General features: G+C 71.4%; 18 protein-coding genes. 9 read left to right on the plus strand and 9 right to left on the minus strand.

Annotated elements, in window-relative coordinates; all coding sequences use genetic code 11:
• From ACFXJ8_RS41205 to ACFXJ8_RS41220, 4 genes are all read left to right on the plus strand, one after another.
• A partial coding sequence (locus ACFXJ8_RS41205) for an ABC transporter permease (RefSeq protein WP_379650576.1) occupies positions 1 to 753 on the plus strand: 753 nt, incomplete at its 5' end.
• Positions 750 to 1,853 carry an ABC transporter ATP-binding protein gene (locus tag ACFXJ8_RS41210; protein ID WP_379650577.1) on the plus strand — a complete coding sequence of 368 codons (1,104 nt, stop codon included), beginning with the start codon at positions 750 to 752 and terminating at the stop codon, positions 1,851 to 1,853. The genes ACFXJ8_RS41205 and ACFXJ8_RS41210, both read left to right, overlap by 4 nt.
• A complete protein-coding gene (locus ACFXJ8_RS41215; protein ID WP_379650579.1) occupies positions 1,850 to 2,827 on the plus strand; it encodes an ABC transporter ATP-binding protein in 978 nt (325 codons plus the stop codon). The genes ACFXJ8_RS41210 and ACFXJ8_RS41215 overlap by 4 nt, the downstream gene beginning before the upstream one ends.
• A gap of 94 nt (positions 2,828 to 2,921) precedes the next feature.
• Positions 2,922 to 3,755, plus strand: coding sequence for a CPBP family intramembrane glutamic endopeptidase (locus tag ACFXJ8_RS41220; RefSeq protein WP_379650581.1), 834 nt, complete (start codon positions 2,922 to 2,924; stop codon positions 3,753 to 3,755).
• Positions 3,756 to 3,851: 96 nt separating this feature from the next.
• On the opposite strand, the gene ACFXJ8_RS41225 is transcribed toward ACFXJ8_RS41220, so the two are convergent.
• The gene (locus tag ACFXJ8_RS41225; RefSeq protein ID WP_379650583.1) at positions 3,852 to 5,435 is read right to left on the minus strand and encodes an amidohydrolase; all 1,584 of its coding nucleotides are present in this window, start codon (positions 5,433 to 5,435) and stop codon (positions 3,852 to 3,854) included.
• Between the two features lie 283 nt (positions 5,436 to 5,718).
• Between ACFXJ8_RS41225 and ACFXJ8_RS41230 the strand changes: the two genes are divergently transcribed.
• Positions 5,719 to 6,294: a TetR/AcrR family transcriptional regulator gene (locus ACFXJ8_RS41230; protein WP_379650585.1), complete on the plus strand. Its 576-nt coding sequence runs from the start codon at positions 5,719 to 5,721 to the stop codon at positions 6,292 to 6,294.
• Here the strand turns inward: ACFXJ8_RS41230 and ACFXJ8_RS41235 are convergent, their stop codons facing one another.
• Together ACFXJ8_RS41235 and ACFXJ8_RS41240 are read right to left on the minus strand one after the other, a co-directional pair.
• The gene (locus tag ACFXJ8_RS41235) at positions 6,295 to 6,930 is read right to left on the minus strand and encodes a maleylpyruvate isomerase N-terminal domain-containing protein (protein WP_379650587.1); all 636 of its coding nucleotides are present in this window, start codon (positions 6,928 to 6,930) and stop codon (positions 6,295 to 6,297) included. It abuts the gene before it with no gap.
• A 295-nt stretch (positions 6,931 to 7,225) separates the two neighbouring features.
• Entirely contained in the window at positions 7,226 to 8,650 is a 1,425-nt protein-coding gene (locus ACFXJ8_RS41240; protein WP_379650589.1) for an FAD-dependent monooxygenase, read from the minus strand.
• A 51-nt stretch (positions 8,651 to 8,701) separates the two neighbouring features.
• On the opposite strand from ACFXJ8_RS41240, the gene ACFXJ8_RS41245 reads away from it, so the two are divergent.
• Positions 8,702 to 8,905, plus strand: coding sequence for a hypothetical protein (locus ACFXJ8_RS41245; protein ID WP_379650591.1), 204 nt, complete (start codon positions 8,702 to 8,704; stop codon positions 8,903 to 8,905).
• Between the two features lie 6 nt (positions 8,906 to 8,911).
• Positions 8,912 to 9,379, plus strand: coding sequence for a Clp protease N-terminal domain-containing protein (locus ACFXJ8_RS41250; protein ID WP_379650593.1), 468 nt, complete (start codon positions 8,912 to 8,914; stop codon positions 9,377 to 9,379).
• Positions 9,380 to 9,477: 98 nt separating this feature from the next.
• Here ACFXJ8_RS41250 and ACFXJ8_RS41255 read toward each other — a convergent pair whose 3' ends face one another.
• Positions 9,478 to 9,792 carry a DMT family transporter gene (locus tag ACFXJ8_RS41255; protein ID WP_379650594.1) on the minus strand — a complete coding sequence of 105 codons (315 nt, stop codon included), beginning with the start codon at positions 9,790 to 9,792 and terminating at the stop codon, positions 9,478 to 9,480.
• Positions 9,789 to 10,418 (minus strand): FMN-dependent NADH-azoreductase, encoded by a 630-nt coding sequence (locus tag ACFXJ8_RS41260; RefSeq protein ID WP_379650596.1) that lies wholly within the window; start codon positions 10,416 to 10,418, stop codon positions 9,789 to 9,791. Before ACFXJ8_RS41260 ends, ACFXJ8_RS41255 begins: the two co-directional genes overlap by 4 nt.
• Before the next feature lie 71 nt (positions 10,419 to 10,489).
• On the opposite strand from ACFXJ8_RS41260, the gene ACFXJ8_RS41265 reads away from it, so the two are divergent.
• The gene (locus ACFXJ8_RS41265) at positions 10,490 to 11,038 is read left to right on the plus strand and encodes a TetR/AcrR family transcriptional regulator (RefSeq protein ID WP_379650598.1); all 549 of its coding nucleotides are present in this window, start codon (positions 10,490 to 10,492) and stop codon (positions 11,036 to 11,038) included.
• Positions 11,039 to 11,285: 247 nt separating this feature from the next.
• Here the strand turns inward: ACFXJ8_RS41265 and ACFXJ8_RS41270 are convergent, their stop codons facing one another.
• Both ACFXJ8_RS41270 and ACFXJ8_RS41275 read right to left on the minus strand, forming a co-directional pair.
• Positions 11,286 to 12,224 (minus strand): ribose-phosphate diphosphokinase, encoded by a 939-nt coding sequence (locus ACFXJ8_RS41270; RefSeq protein WP_379650600.1) that lies wholly within the window; start codon positions 12,222 to 12,224, stop codon positions 11,286 to 11,288.
• Between the two features lie 11 nt (positions 12,225 to 12,235).
• On the minus strand, positions 12,236 to 12,703 hold the full coding sequence (locus ACFXJ8_RS41275; RefSeq protein WP_379650601.1) for a GNAT family N-acetyltransferase: 468 nt from the start codon (positions 12,701 to 12,703) through the stop codon (positions 12,236 to 12,238).
• 60 nt (positions 12,704 to 12,763) lie between these two features.
• Between ACFXJ8_RS41275 and ACFXJ8_RS41280 the strand changes: the two genes are divergently transcribed.
• Complete coding sequence (locus ACFXJ8_RS41280) at positions 12,764 to 13,126, plus strand: signal peptidase I (RefSeq protein WP_379650603.1); 363 nt, start codon at positions 12,764 to 12,766, stop codon at positions 13,124 to 13,126.
• On the opposite strand, the gene ACFXJ8_RS41285 is transcribed toward ACFXJ8_RS41280, so the two are convergent.
• On the minus strand, positions 13,111 to 13,608 hold the full coding sequence (locus ACFXJ8_RS41285) for a GNAT family N-acetyltransferase (protein WP_379650605.1): 498 nt from the start codon (positions 13,606 to 13,608) through the stop codon (positions 13,111 to 13,113). The genes ACFXJ8_RS41280 and ACFXJ8_RS41285 overlap by 16 nt on opposite strands.
• 55 nt (positions 13,609 to 13,663) lie before the next feature.
• Positions 13,664 to 14,503, minus strand: a complete 840-nt coding sequence (locus tag ACFXJ8_RS41290; RefSeq protein ID WP_379650607.1) for a phytanoyl-CoA dioxygenase family protein — start codon at positions 14,501 to 14,503, stop codon at positions 13,664 to 13,666.
• Positions 14,504 to 14,570: the final 67 nt, after the last annotated feature.

Consider the following 14,570-nt stretch of genomic DNA (forward strand, 5'->3'; position numbering starts at 1 on the left):
CTGGTCACCGACCCGTCGGGCATGGACGTCACCAAGGCCACGGGCGCCAAGATGGCCCCGCCCAGCCTCGACTTCCCGCTCGGCACCGACGAGTCCGGCCGTTCGATCCTGCTGATGATCCTGTGGGGCTCGCGCGTCTCGCTGCTCATCGGATTCATGTCCGCGCTGCTGAGCATGGTGATCGGCACGGTCGTCGGCATCGCGGCCGGACACTTCAGGGGCTGGGCGTCGGCCGCGCTGATGCGCGTCACCGACTGGTTCCTGGTGCTGCCCTCGCTGGTGCTGGCGCTGGTGCTCTCGGCGATCCTCGGCGGCAGCACCTCGACGATCATCCTGGCGATCGGCATCACCTCGTGGGCCTCCACGGCCAGGCTGATCAGGGCCCAGACGCTCGCCGTCGAGGCCAGGCCGTACATCGAGAGGTCGCGCGCGCTCGGCGGCGGACACTGGCACGTGATGAGCCGCCACGTCCTGCCGAACGTCGCGCCGCTCGTCCTGGCCAACACCACTCTGCAGGTGGCCAGCGCGATCGTCGCCGAGTCGACGCTCGCCTTCCTCGGCGCCGACTCCGGTCAGGCGTCGTGGGGCCAGTTGCTGCGCGGATCCTACGACTGGGGTGCGGCCACGGCGGGCGCCTGGTGGTACATCCTCGCTCCCGGTCTCTGCATCGTCGCGGTCGTGCTGGCGTTCACGCTGTGCGGGCGGGCGATGGAGGCCGTGCTCAACCCACGCCTCCGGGGGGTCAGCCGATGAACGTGTTGTCACTCGAGGACGTCTCGGTGACGTACTCCATCGCCTCGGGCGAGGTGCCCGCCGTTCGCGGGGTCTCGCTGTCGCTGGCGCCCGGCGAGGCGCTGGGCATCGCGGGCGAGTCGGGCTCCGGCAAGTCGACGCTGGCCATGGCGTTGCTGCGGCTGCTGCCGCGCGACGCCCGCGTCGACGGCAGGATCCTGCTCGACGGCGAGGACGTGCTGGCCATGAAGTGGGGACGGCTGCGCGCGGTGCGCTGGGCCGAGGCCTCCATCGTGTTCCAGGGCGCGCAGCACGGGCTCAACCCCGTGCGGCGGATCGGTGAGCAGATCGCCGAGCCGCTGCTGGTGCACGGGCTGGCTCAGCCGTCGCAGGCCCGCGCCCGGGTAGCCGAGCTGCTGGAGCAGGTCGGGCTGCCCTCGTGGCGGGCGCGCAGCTACCCGCACGAGTTGTCGGGCGGGCAGCGGCAGCGGGTGATGATCGCGATGGCGCTGGCGTGCTCGCCGCGCCTGATCATCGCCGACGAGCCGACGACGGCGCTGGACGTGATGGTCCAGGCCCAGGTGCTTGCCCTGATCAAGGAGCTGATCGCCTCACACGGCATCTCCCTGGTCATGATTTCTCACGATTTGTCGGTCCTGGCGGACATGTGTGATCGCCTGGCGGTCATGTACGCGGGGCGGCTGGTCGAGAACGGGCCCTCGCACGAGGTGTTCCACGCGGCCAGGCACCCCTACAGCAAGGCGCTGGCGGCCGCCTTCCCGACCGTCGGCGACCCGGTCTCGCGGATGGCGCCCAAGGGGCTCGGCGGCGACCCGCCAGACCCGATGGACCTGCCGTCCGGGTGCGCGTTCCATCCGCGCTGCCCCGTCGCGCTCGACGTGTGCTCGACGCTGGACGTCGAGCTGTGGCCGGCGGGCGACTCCGAGGCGGGCCCGCACACCGCCGCCTGCGTCCACGTCCGCCCCGACCTGACCGCCGACGCTCAGGCATCTCCCGCCGCCCCGGAGCCCGGCGACGCCGTACCCGTCGACCAGGGGGAGGGCGAGGCCGCGCCCCCCGAGCGAGCCATCTCGTCCAGCAGCGCCAAGGAGGCCTCATGAGCAAGACGCTCCTGGAAGCGCGGGACCTGCGGGTGGAGTTCACGTCGAGGGGACGGCGCGCCCGCGCCGTCGATGGCGTCAACCTGGCCGTCGGCGAGGGTGAGATCGTGGCCCTGGTCGGCGAGTCAGGGTGCGGCAAGACCACGCTCGCCCGCACCCTGCTCGGCCTCGAACGCCCCACCGACGGCACCGTCCTGTACGGCGGGCAGCCCCTCGCCTACACCTCCAAGGCGCTCAAGGCCTACCGCCGCGAGGCCCAGCTCGTCCTGCAGGACCCGACCGGCTCGCTGAACCCCAGGCACACCGTCTACGAGGCGGTCGCCGAGGGCCCGCGCATCCACGGCCTGCCCAACGAGGAGCAGGTCGTCGCCGAGGCGCTGGCCAGGGCGGGCCTGCGACCCCCCGAGCGGTTCTTCCTGCGCTACCCGCACGAGCTGTCCGGCGGCCAGCGCCAGCGCGTGGTCATCGCGGGCGCGCTCGCGCTCAACCCCCGCCTGCTGGTCGCCGACGAGCCCGTCGCCTCTCTCGACGCCAGCGTCCGCGGCGAGATCCTCGCGCTGCTGCTCAAGCTGCGCGCCGACCTCGGGCTGTCCGCGCTCGTCGTCACCCACGATCTCGGCCTGGCGTGGAACATCGCCGACCGGGTCGCGGTGATGTACCTGGGCCGGATCGTCGAGTCGGGGCCGGTCGAGGAGGTGCTGAAGGAGCCGAAGCACCCCTACACGCAGGCGTTGCTGTCGGTGCTGCCGGAGTCGCCCGAGCGGGTGGTCTTGACCGGCGAGCCGCCGGACCCGACGCGCATCCCCGGCGGGTGCCGCTTCCACGCCCGCTGCCAGGTGCTGGCGTCGGGCCAGGCGGCGTCGGCGGGCGTGGATGACAAGTGCAGGTCGGAGCTGCTGCAGGTGCTGCCTGCCGTACCGGAGGCGCAGGCCGCCTGCTACTTCGCCAACAGGCCGGTACCGACTTCGGCCTGAGTCGCGTCAACACAGTCGCGTCAACACAAGGGATGACGTCCGGTTGGTTCCACGGCAGGAGGAGTCGGGCCGGAGCCGGGACAATCATGGACACATGTCGAGAACCGGCCTGTTAACGGCGGCGGGCCTGGCGGTGTTCGTCCTGGCCTACGCGTCGCTGCTCCTCACCGGCACCACCGTGATCCGCCAGTCGGCCGATCCTGGCGCCACGGGCGTCTCCCTGTGGGCGGCGCTGCTGCCTCCGCTGGCCGCGGTGCTCATCGCCATGGCCGTCGCGCCCCGCGCGGCCGTACCAGAGCCGTTGGCCGACCTGCCGCGGCCGAGGCTGGTCAGGGAGACCTGGCTGCTGGTCGCGGCCGCGATCGCCTTCCCCGTCGCGGTGGCGCTCGTCGGCCGCGACCTGCTCTACCCCGTCGCCAAGATCGCGATCCTGCTGATCGTGCCGCTCGTCGGTTTCAGGCTGATCAGAGGGGACGGCCCGGCTGCCAGGTCCGTTCCCAAGCCGGTGACCTGGCTGGCGCCGCTGCTCGCCGTTGTCGCCTGGTTCCTGCTGGCGGAGGTCAGCCCGCTGTCGCCGCCGCTCACCCAGCAGCTGCCCGATCCCGTCACGCTCGCCGTCGGCTCGCTGATCACCCTGCTGACGGCGGGCGTGCTGGAGGAGGTCTTCTACCGGGCGTGGCTGCAGACCAGGCTGGAGGTTCTGTACGGCAGCTGGCCCGCGATCCTCGGCTCCGCGCTGCTGTTCGCCGCGATGCACGTCAGCCACCTCGATCCGGGGGCCCTCGGCGTCGGCATCGCCTCCATCGTGGCGGCGCAGGGCGTGTTCGGCCTCATGCAGGGCTACCTGTGGGCGCGCTACCGCAACATCTGGGTCGTCATCCTCATCCACGTCATCGTCAACCTCGTCTACATCGACATGGTGATCTAGCCAGCGGCGCACCACGCCGGCCGACGACATGCCGGAGGGGTCCCGCCGCTACGGCCGCGTACTCGAGCGCCACCGCGACGACAGGATCCTCTGAGGTCAGAAGGTGCGCCTGCCCTCCAGCCAGGTGCCGCGGATCTCGAGGTGGCGCAGCTCCAACGGGTCCGCCTTGCGCGGGTCGGCCGACAGCCACACCAGGTCGGCCGCCTTGCCCGCCTCCAGCGTCCCGCGATCGGCCTCGGCGAACGCCTGGTAGGCCACCCCCGAGGTGTAGGCGGCCAGCGCGTCCTCCAGGGTCAGCCGCTCGTCGGGGGTCCAGGCGGGCGTGCCGTCCACGGTCTGCCTGGTCGTCGCGATCTGGATGCCGAGCAGCGGCTGCTGCGAGCTGACCGGCCAGTCGCTGCCGAACGACAGCCGCGTGCCCAGGGCGCGCAGCGTCTCCATCGGGTACTGCAGGTCCGCCCGATCGGGGCCGAGCCTGGGCACGGTCAGCTCGGTCTGCAGCGGGTCAAGCTGGGCCCACAGCGGCTCGAAGTTCGCGATGACCCCCAGCTCGGCGAAGCGCGGCAGGTCGGGGGCGGCGACGAGCTGGGTGTGGGCGATGACGGGGCGGCGCTCCCACGCGGGGTTCTCCCGTACGGCCCGCTCGATCGCGTCGAGCGCGGCGCGGATGCCGCCGTCGCCGATCGCGTGGATGTGCACCTGGAAGCCGTCGGCGTCGAACGCGGACACCGCCTCGGCCAGCGCGGCGGGGTCCCAGACGGGCATGCCGCAGGAGTGCGGGGCGTCGGTGTACGGCTCCAGCATCGCGGCGGTGCCGCCCTCGATGACGCCGTCGGCGAAGAATTTGACGGTGTTCGCGGTGACGAGGCGGGGCGCGGCCTGCCGTACCTGATGGTCGTCGACGTAGGTGCGCAGCGCGGAGAAGAGGGCGCGCTGCGCCGACCAGCCGTCGGGGTCGGCGCGGAAGCCCAGGTTGGCGCGGAAGCCGAGCCGTCCGCGCCGCGTCGCCTCCAGATAGGCCTCCACCATGTACGGCTCGACCCACGCGTCCTGCACCCAGGTGATGCCCGTCGACGCCATGGCCTCGCTCGCCGCCGCCAGGCCCTCGACCAGCTCGTCGAGCGACTTGTCCGGAACCAGGTCGAGCACCAGGTCGCAGGCGTGCCACTCCCTGAGCGTCCCGAGCGGGCTGCCGTCGGGGCGGCGGACGATCCAGCCGAGCCTCGGGTCGGGGGTCGAGGGGCCGATCCCGGCGCGCTCCAGCGCCACGCTGTTGCACCAGACCGTGTGGTAGTCGTAGGCGCGCAGCACCACGGGACGGTCGGGGACCGCCGCGTCCAGCCAGCGCGCGTCGAACTCGCCGCCGGGCACGATGGCAGGGTCGTAGCTGCCGCCGACGATCCACTCCAGCGTGGGGTTGGCGGCGGCGTAGCGGGCGACCTCCGCGACGATCTCCTCCACCGTGGCCTTGCCCTTGATCTGCGGGCCCTGCGCCTCCAGCCCGCCGAACAGCGGATGGGCGTGGCCGTCGCCGAAGGACGGCATGAGGAAGCCGCCCTCCAGGTCGATCACCGTGGCGTCCGTGGCGGTGTCCGCGATCCGCCCTGCTGAGACGGCCAGCTCCGCCGCGTCGCCGTACCCGGTCCAGATGGTGCCGTTGGTGAAGAGCAGGTCAGGCACGAGTGGCTTCCTCCGTGGTGAGAACGACGTAGCGATCAGGATCGCGGCGGCGGACGCGCAGCGCGAGCAGCGCCCCGAGCGCGAAGACGAGCGGGACGGGCAGGATGAGCAGCGCGTTGACGCGGCCACCTCCAAACTAAAGGCGTTAGTTTGTTGGTGGGACGGTAGGTGGCGCTGAAGGACGCGCGCCCCAAGCAGGCCATGCAGGCGTTCGAGCTGGGGCTCGATGCGCTCATCCTGGGTTTGGATGAACGTCTAAGACGCCTGTGCTAGATTCTGGCGGATGGGGAAGAACCGGGAAGACCTGCTGGCCGGGGCGAAGCGCTGCCTGATCGAGAAGGGCTACACGCGCACCACCGCCCGCGACATCGCCAACGCGGCAGGAGTGAGCCTGGCCGCGATCGGCTACCACTTCGGTTCCAAGGAGACGCTGCTCAACGAGGCGCTGTTCGCGTCGATGAAAGAGTGGGGCGACTCGCTCGAAACCGCGCTGGCCGGGATCGAGGGTCAGGAGCTGACGCCCATGGAGCGGTTCGAGACGGCGTGGCGGCGCGTGATGGACACCTTCGAGGAGCTGCGGCCGCTGTGGGTGACCCAGTTCGAGATCGTCGGGCAGATCGACCACCTGCCGGACATCCGCGCGCACCTCGCGTCCGGACTGCAGGCGGCCAGGCTCGGGCTCGCGGAGGTCTTCAGCCAGATCGACCCCGTCGCGGAACCCGAGCGGGCGCGCGTGCTCGGCTCCTTCTACCAGGCGATGCTGTCGGGCCTGCTCATGCAGTGGCTCGTCGACCCGGACAGCGCGCCGAGCGCCCGCGACGTGGCCGAGGCGATGCGCCTGATCAGCCCCGCGACGTGATCAGAAGGCGCTTATGGTGGCCGGGGCGCGCTCGGCCCGGCTCAGCGCGCGGATCACAGCCGTCGGGCCATGCCTGTGTACGGCGAGCCGCGCCAGCAGGTCGACCACTGGGCCGATGACATCCTCGGGCAGCTCGGGGGTCGGGACGCCGACACTCGCCGCCAGGTCGTCGGAATGGACGACGATCTCCGTGAGCCTGGTGAGCAGGAAGTCGTCGAGCGTGAGCGACCACTGCGCCCACGGCAGGCCGAGCGTCCTGTCACCGGACTCGTGGCGCATCGCCGCGACGAGTTGGTCGAGACAGGCTTGGGTGCGGGCGACCAGCGCCTCCGGGCCCTCGGCGGCCGCGTCCTCGCCGCCGCGCCTGATGCTGACGTTGGACTCGTGCCCGAGGCCCGCCGTGACCCACGCGGAGCGGGCGTAGTGCTCCTTGAGGGGGATGACCGGGCTGGTCACCTCGGCGGCGAGAGCCGCCTCGACCCGGAAGATCTGCTGGGCGAGATGACCTGCCAGGCCCGCCACGCTGAACTCGGTGAGCGCGCTCGGCTTCCCCCAGGCCGCCGCCACCGCCGGGTCACGCAACAACGCGACCGCCGAGGCCGCTGCCGTCAGATAGTGCTCCCTGATATCAGCCACGCCCGCGATCCTACTTCGGGGCTCCGACAAACCATCGGACACCCCATTCCGCCCAACCCCGGATGCCGCGCCCGACCGCCGGATGCCGCGTCCGACTCCGGATGCCGCGCCCGACCGTTGGATGCCGTGTCCGACCGCTGGTTGCCGCGCCCGATTCCGCCGGGCGCCGCGCTCGCGCTCAAGCCCAGGCCAAGCCGCGCCCGATCGGGCACAGGGCGCCCGCGTCAAGCGGCGCCCGCATCCAAGCCGCGCCCGTCGCCCAGGCCCACGTTGTGGCCGGGCCCGGTGAGACACCTCAGGGGAGGAGGCAGGTCTCGGGTGGGTTTCCCGTGCCCGCCCAGGCGACGTAGCCGTCGGGGCGGATCAGCAGCGCGGCGGCGGGTGGGTCGTCCGTCTGGGCGCGGACCACGTCGATCCAGTCGGCGGTGCCCTCCGGGGAGGCGCCGCCGCCCAGGTCCAGGAGGACCGGCCGGCCGCCGCGCATCAGCTCGGCCACCCTGGTGGGTCCGGTCGCGGTGGTCAGCGGCAGGTCGGGGGCGAAGCGGCCGACGAGGGGGTGGTCGGCCGTGCCGTACCGGATGTCGGAGCCCTGGAGCAGCCGCCCCAGGTGCCGCGCGGGCCCCTCGTAGGCGAACACCTCGGTGAGCAGGCCGCGCAGCGCGTCGCCGTTTTCCCCGGAAAGCCCTTCCAGCGCCGCCTGGGCGCGGGTGTGGGCGAGGGTGTGCGCGCCGACCGGCCGGCGCTCGGCGTCGTAGGTGTCGAGGATGTCGTACGGCAAGCGCCCGGCGAGCGCCGCGGCCAGCTTCCAGCCGAGGTTGGCGGCGTCGGTCAGCCCGACGTTGAGCGCCGAGCCGCCCGCGGGGAACAGGTGGGCGGCGTCCCCGGCCAGGAACACCCTGCCTTCGCGGTACCTGGAGGCGAGACGCGCCTGGGAGACGGTGCTGGACAGCCAGAGCGGCTCGCCGAGCGGGAGGCCGGAGCCCAGCACGCGACGCACCGCCGCCTCGAAGTCCGCCAGGGTCACCGCTCCCTCGGGCTTGTCGCCGCGTTCGCGCACGCCGACGATGTGCACGCCCGGCCGCAACGAGGTGACGAGCAGCCGCCCGCGCGGGGTGCGGTTCCAGCCCTGCCGCAGGCCCAGGTGTTCGTACTGCTCGAACGGCCCCTTGCGGTCGGCCGTCGTGAAGTGCCCGAGGCGCAGCACCTCGTCGTCGGTCGTGCCGGGGAAGGGGATCCCGGCCTGCTCGCGCACCAGGCTGGCGCCGCCGTCGCAGCCGACCACGTACCTGACCCGCAGGCGCTGGCCGGGGAGGTCGAGCGTGACGCCCTCCTCGTCCTGCGCGAGGGCCAGGAGCTCGTGCCCCCGCCGGATCTCCGCGCCCAGCTCGACGGCGCGTTCGGTCAGCAGCCGCTCCAGCCGCGGCTGCTGGATGAGCACGACCCGCAGCGGCAGGTCGTCCAGCCCGGCGAAGCTCAACGGCACCGAACCGAACGGGAACCCCGGCGGCCGGCCCGCGAACGAGCTGCCCTCGCTGAGCCGCTCCAGCAGCCCCCGATGGTCCATGAACTCGACGATCTGCCCGCCCAGCCCGTTGGCCTTCGGCAGGTCGCCGGGCTCCGGCCGCTTCTCCAGCACGATCGGGCGCACCCCGGCCAGGGTCAGCTCGCACGCCAGCATGAGGCCCACCGGGCCCGCTCCTACGATCACCACATCGTCCATGCCTGTCAGGCTAGATTGACAGAATTCGCCGTGTCAAGCTAGCCTGACAACGTGGAGCTGGGAGAACTTTCGGAACGCATCAAGTCGAACGACCCCGCGTTGGGCCTGCGGGCGGTGGGCGCCCTGCACCGGCTGGCCGAGCAGGTCGAGGCCGTGTCGGTCGCGCTCGCCAGGGAGCAGGGCTGGACGTGGGAGCAGATCGGCGACGCCCTCGGCATGTCACGCCAGTCGGTGCACGCCAAATACGGGAAGTGAGGACGCATGTTCGGCAGCGAGAAGAGCCCGTTCGCGGTCGCGATCAAGGCGGCGATGGACGAGGCCAGGCAGCGCGGCGACCGCCGGATGGGCACTGAGCACCTGCTCCTGGGCCTGCTGCGCGACCCGTCCGGATCCCCGGCGAGGGCGCTCGGCGTGGACGTCGCGGTGGCGCGGGCGGCGCTCGACGCGCTCGACGCCGCGGCGCTGCGGGCGATCGGCATCGATGTCGGGCAGGCGCCGCAGGCCAGGCCGCGCAAGCATCCGCCGGTGCCCGGCACGGCGCTGACGACGAGCGCGCGGGCGGCGATCAACCAGGCCGTCAAGTCGACCAGGAGACGCGACCGCGACGCCGAGGGGCCCGGCCAGTTGCTGCTGGCCCTGCTGGCGCAGGACCGCCCCGATCCGGTGGCCGAGCTCATCGACGAGCTACACGTCGACCGGGCCGCGGTCCGCGCCCGGCTCGCGGTCTGAATTCGGGACGGCGGTTGATGGGGCTGCGGTCCGCAGCCGCCGTGCTGGGGGAGTGAGGTTGATGGGGCGGCGGCTCACGGTCTGCGACAAGCGGCCGGTCAGGTGGTGACGCGGGCCAGGACGATGCCGCCGACGATCAGCCCGAGCGCCGCCAGCCGTCCCACGCTCACCGGGTCGTCGTTCAGCACGATCCCCAGCGTGATCGCCCCGACCGCGCCGATCCCGGTGAACACCGCGTAAGCCGTACCGACGGGAAGCGTGTCCATCGCCTTCGACAGCAGCCACACCGCCGCCGCCATCAGCGCCAGGGAGATCGCGGTCGGGATCGGGCGGGTGAAGTTCTGCGTCGGCTTGATGCTCTGCGACCACGCCACCTCCACCAACCCCGCCAGCGCGAGGATGGCCCAGTTCATCGTGCCGCCTCCTTCCGTGCCCGCTCCACCGACTCCACGTGCGCGTCACGCAGGTGCGCGAGGCGGGGGTCGATCAGCGCGTTCACCAGCTCGGCGTTGACGAACGTCACGTCGGTGACCGCGAAGTGCCCCTCGAAGAAGTGGCGCAGGTAGCGCTCCTGGTGGTCGACGGGCTCGCGGGGCGTGCCGGGGCCGTACGCGCCGCCGCGCGCGCTGGTCACCACGAAGGACCGCCCGTTGAGCGACATCTTCGGGAACGTGATCTGGTCGATCCACGCCTTCAGCGACGAGGGGATCGAGAAGTTGTACATGGGTGTGCCGATCAGGATCACGTCGGCCGCCACGACCTCGTCCAGCAGCGGCTCAAGGACGTCCCACGCCTGCTGCTGCGCGGGCGTGCGCACCGCCTCCCTGTATCGCGCGATGTCGGTGATCTCGTTGGCGAGCACGTAGTCGCACAGCTCGGTCCACGCCTCGCCGATGTGCGGCACGGGGGAGGCGGCCAGGTCCCGGTAGACGTATCCGCCGCCGGGGTGGGCGGCGCGCCAGGTGTCGGCGTAGATCTTCGACAGCTCTCGGGAGAACGACGCTCGTCTGGCGCTCGCGTCCAGGTGCAACAGGCTCACGGGGGCTCCTTCAGTTAAGTGGACGGTGTGTCCGCTTGCGAAGTTACCTCATAAGCGGACACCATGTCCATATGGAACGAGCAGACGCCGCCCGCAACCGCGCGAGGATTCTGGAAGCCGCCGCCGACCTGTTCAGGGCCAAGGGCGCGCCGAACGTCACCATGGACGACATCGCGAAGGCGGCAGGCGTCGGCAGGGGCACCCTCTACCGCCGCTACCCCGACCGGGCGTCGATCGCCGTGGCGCTGCTCGACGAGCACGAGAGCGCCCTGCAGGAGAAACTGATCCGCGGCGAGCCGCCGCTCGGTCCCGGCGCCCCGGCGCCCGAACGGCTGGCCGCCTTCTACGCCGCCATGGTCGACCTGCTGGAGGAGCACGCCCCGCTGATCCTCGGCGCGGAGGTGGGGCGCTCCCGCTTCGAGACGGGGGCGTACGGCTTCTGGCGCGTCCACGTGCGGTCGCTGCTGGGCGAGGTGCCGGAGGCGGACGCGCTCGTCGACGCGCTATTGGCACCGCTCGCGCCCGACGTCTACACCTACCAGCGAGAGGTCAGGGGGCTCACCCCCGGCCAGATCGTCGCGGGGCTGCGCAGACTGGCCGGGGGACTGGGTGAGGGGTGAGGTCGCGCTTCACGCCCGACCAGAGCCTCGCGGGACTCGGCCGGGTGGCGTGAAGGGTGGGGTCGCGTGAGGGCGGGAGGTCGGGGGCCTCACTCCAACTCCCACCCAGATCGTCGGGAGCTTGGGCCGGGTGGGGTTTACGGGCGATGTGACGGCGGGAGGCGAAGTCCTGCTGGAGCGGCGTGACGGACGGGCGGCCACCGGTGACCACGGTGGCCTTGAGCCCGCTTGCCGTACAAGAAACAAATCAACCGAACAGCGCGGAGACCGACTCGCCTTCGTGGATGCGGCGCATCGCCTCGGCGAGCGCCGGGGCGATCGACAGCACCCGCAGCTTGCCGTCGGGCTTCATGTCGGGCACCGGCACGGTGTTCGTGCAGACGAGCTCCAGCACGTCGGGCTGATCACTGAGGCGCTCCACCGCGCCGGACGAGAACAGGCCGTGCGTGCAGGCGATCCTGATCGAGGCGACCTGGCGCTCGCGCAGCCGGTCGAGGAGTTCGATCACGGTGGTGCCGCGGGCGATCTCGTCGTCGAGCACGATGACGTCCTTGCCGCGCACGTCGCCGATCACCGAGCTGATCGTCACCTTGTCGTCGCTGAGGCGCTGCTTGGCGCCCATCGCCACCTCGACGCCCAGCAGCCGGGCGAAGGCGGCGGCCTCCTTGGCGTTGCCCAGGTCGGGGGAGACGACGACGGCGTTCGACAGGTCGTACTGCCGGAAGTGCGCGGCCAGCTCGCGCAGCGCGTGCAGGTGGTCGACGGGGACGCTGAAGAAGCCGTGCACCTGCGGCGAGTGCAGCGTCATGGCGAGCACCCTGTCGGCGCCCGCGGCGACCATGAGGTCGGCGACGAGCCGCCCGCCGATGGAAATGCGCGGAGCGTCCTTTTTGTCCGATCGAGCGTAGGCATAGTGCGGCATGACCACGGTGGTGCGGGCCGCCGACGCGCCACGAGCAGCGTCGATCATGAGGAGCAACTCGACCAGGTGCTCCTGCACGGGCGGCACCAGCGGCTGGATGAGGAAGACGTCACGTTCGCGGCAGTTGGCCTGCAGCTGCACACCGAGGCAGTCGTTGGCGAACCGGTGCAGTTGGACGGGGTGGAGGGGAGTGCCGAGGTGGGCGCAGATCTCCGCGGCCAGCTCGGGGTGGGCGCTGCCGCTGAAAACAGTGATGTCTCGCACGTCAGGCCACCCTATCGAGGCAGCCTCCGCAGCGGCTCATCGGTCAGCCGGTACACGGTCCACTCGTCCATCGGGATCGCGCCGATCGACTTGTAGAAGGCGATGCTGGGCTCGTTCCAGTCGAGAACCGACCATTCCAGGCGGTGGTAGCCACGCTCGACGCAGATCCTGGCCAGCTCCTTCATCAGCGCCTTGCCGTGACCGCCGCCCCTGGCCTCGGGGCGGACGTAGAGGTCCTCCAGGTAGATGCCGTGGGTGCCGCGCCAGGTGGAGAAGTTCAGGAACCACAGCGCGTAGCCGACCACGCGGCCGTCCTGTTCGGCCACATGCGCGTGCAACGCCGGTTCCGGCCCGAAGAGGGCGCTTTCGAGCTGCTCACGCGTGACGCGCACCTCGTGGAGCGCCTTCTCGTAGTCGGCGAGCTCGCGAATCATGTCGATGATGACAGGGACGTCCTGAATAGTGGCTGTGCGAATCACGGGCGCAGCCTACCCGCCGACGTAGGGCACCTCCCCGCGGGCGTGTTAACGTCGCCGCTCGTGACGGAGCACATCTACGTCGGCAACGCCACCGCCGACGCCATCGGTGACCGCGGGTGGCTGCTGGGCCACTTCCAACCCGAGGGCGAGGTACGGCACAGCGAGGACGTCGAGATCAAATGGGGCGTCCACCCCAAGGGTGAGGAACGCGCCCAATGGGTGCGCGGCGAGAAGCGTACCGCCCTGCTGGTGCTGATCAGCGGCAGGTTCCGGATGGAGTTCCCCGGTCACAGCGTGCTGCTCGACCAGCAGGGCGACTACGTCGTCTGGGGCGTCGGGGTCGACCACTCATGGGTCGCGGAGGAGGAGTCGGTGGTCATGACGGTCCGCTGGCCCTCGGTCCCCGGCTACGCCGTCACCTGACCGCTCCAGGAGTACTCCAGCACGTCCAGCTCGAAGCCCTCGGGGAAGCGTTCCACGAACTCCCTGGCCTTCGTGCCGCCGTGGCGCTCGTAGAAGGCGATGGCGGCGGTGTTCCGCTTCAGGACCTCCAGATACAGCTCCCGCGTTCCCGCGCCGTCGAGTGCGTGACGCAGCAGCACGCCGCCGACGCCGGAGCGCTTGAGCCCCGGGTCGACGTGGAGGTTGTCCAGCAGAATGCGGTCGCCCTCGGGGAGCAGGTAGGCGAACCCCGCAATGCCGCCGCCGTTGTCGGCGATCAGCAACTGCCCGCCGTCGTCGCCGGCCCCGGTCAGCCGGTCCCGCCACAGGGCGGCCTGCCGGCCGACGAGCGGGCCGTTCAGGTAGTCGTCGGGGAAGATTCCGGCGTAGGCGGTCCGCCAGCTCCTGGTGTGCAGCGCGGCGACCGCCTCAGCGTCGGCCGCCGTGCCCTGTCTGATGTCCACCAGCCAATTGTCCGGGCTCGTCCCCGATGCCGCTGACCGCCCTGCATCCGGCCGGTCAGCAGATGAAGGCGAGTTTGCTGTCGGGCCCGTGGGCTGACGGGCTGGGGCCGATCCAGCGCTCGTCGGCGGGCAACGAGGCGGGCTGGTAGCGGGAGTCGCACGACAGCCTGATCTCGTCGGCCCCGTTGTCCAGGCTCGCGTGGACCGTGAACGGGGTGAACGTCAGCAGGTCGCCCGCCTGGAAGTCCGCCGTCAGCCACGGCATCCCGAGCTGTTCGCGCAGCTCACGCGGGTCGTCAGAGAGCGTGCCGTCGAACACGTCGGATTCGGGGAGGTTGGCGCAGTAGGCGTCCACGTCCTTCGTCCCGTACTCGTACCTCACGTGGTGCAACCGGTGCGAGCCCGGCAGCACGATCAGCCCGCCGAGCGTCGTGTCGATGTCGCCGAGCGGCGTCCAGGCCGTGAACAGCCGCGAGACGGTGCCCCTGTTCATGAAGACGCTGTCGGCGTGCGGGGCCGTACCCCGGCCACTCGGGATGGCGCGCAGCCAGGTGTAGTCATAGTGCCTGACGGGCTCGCCGAGGAAACGCTCGTAGAAGTCGATCATCCGCCCGCCGTACAGGACCTCCCGCAGCGGCGCGTTGTCGCGGGCGAGCTCGGGCCACAGCGACCTGTTCTCCCTGCCCTCGGTCGCCTCCAGGCGGCGCAGGGTCTCGTCGCGGGCGGCGAGCACCTGTCCGCGGTCGAGACAGCCGGGCAGGAACAGGTAGCCGTCGGCGTCCATTCGGCGGCGCAGCTCGGCCACGTCGTCGATGACGTCGGCGGAGGAGCGCAGCTCACCGAAGGCCCCGGGGGAGGTGTCGAGGGGGATGCCGCGCGAGGTGATGGCGTTCATGTGGAATCCTTCCGCTGGTCGCGTGGAAACCGTAGGCGGGAGCCGTACCAGCGGTGTTGGACGGCGT

The sequence above is a fragment of the Nonomuraea sp. NPDC059194 genome, assembly GCF_042754765.1.
GTDB lineage: Bacteria > Actinomycetota > Actinomycetes > Streptosporangiales > Streptosporangiaceae > Nonomuraea.

Excerpts from the sequence above, each read along its gene's own strand:
- ACFXJ8_RS41210 (WP_379650577.1), top strand. The coding sequence starts at position 750 with ATGAACGTGTTGTCACTCGAGGACGTCTCGGTGACGTACTCCATCGCC.
- ACFXJ8_RS41215 (WP_379650579.1), top strand. The coding sequence starts at position 1,850 with ATGAGCAAGACGCTCCTGGAAGCGCGGGACCTGCGGGTGGAGTTCACG.
- ACFXJ8_RS41220 (WP_379650581.1), top strand. The coding sequence starts at position 2,922 with ATGTCGAGAACCGGCCTGTTAACGGCGGCGGGCCTGGCGGTGTTCGTC.
- ACFXJ8_RS41230 (WP_379650585.1), top strand. The coding sequence starts at position 5,719 with ATGGGGAAGAACCGGGAAGACCTGCTGGCCGGGGCGAAGCGCTGCCTG.
- ACFXJ8_RS41240 (WP_379650589.1), bottom strand. The coding sequence starts at position 8,650 with ATGGACGATGTGGTGATCGTAGGAGCGGGCCCGGTGGGCCTCATGCTG.
- ACFXJ8_RS41250 (WP_379650593.1), top strand. The coding sequence starts at position 8,912 with ATGTTCGGCAGCGAGAAGAGCCCGTTCGCGGTCGCGATCAAGGCGGCG.
- ACFXJ8_RS41255 (WP_379650594.1), bottom strand. The coding sequence starts at position 9,792 with ATGAACTGGGCCATCCTCGCGCTGGCGGGGTTGGTGGAGGTGGCGTGG.
- ACFXJ8_RS41265 (WP_379650598.1), top strand. The coding sequence starts at position 10,490 with ATGGAACGAGCAGACGCCGCCCGCAACCGCGCGAGGATTCTGGAAGCC.
- ACFXJ8_RS41290 (WP_379650607.1), bottom strand. The coding sequence starts at position 14,503 with ATGAACGCCATCACCTCGCGCGGCATCCCCCTCGACACCTCCCCCGGG.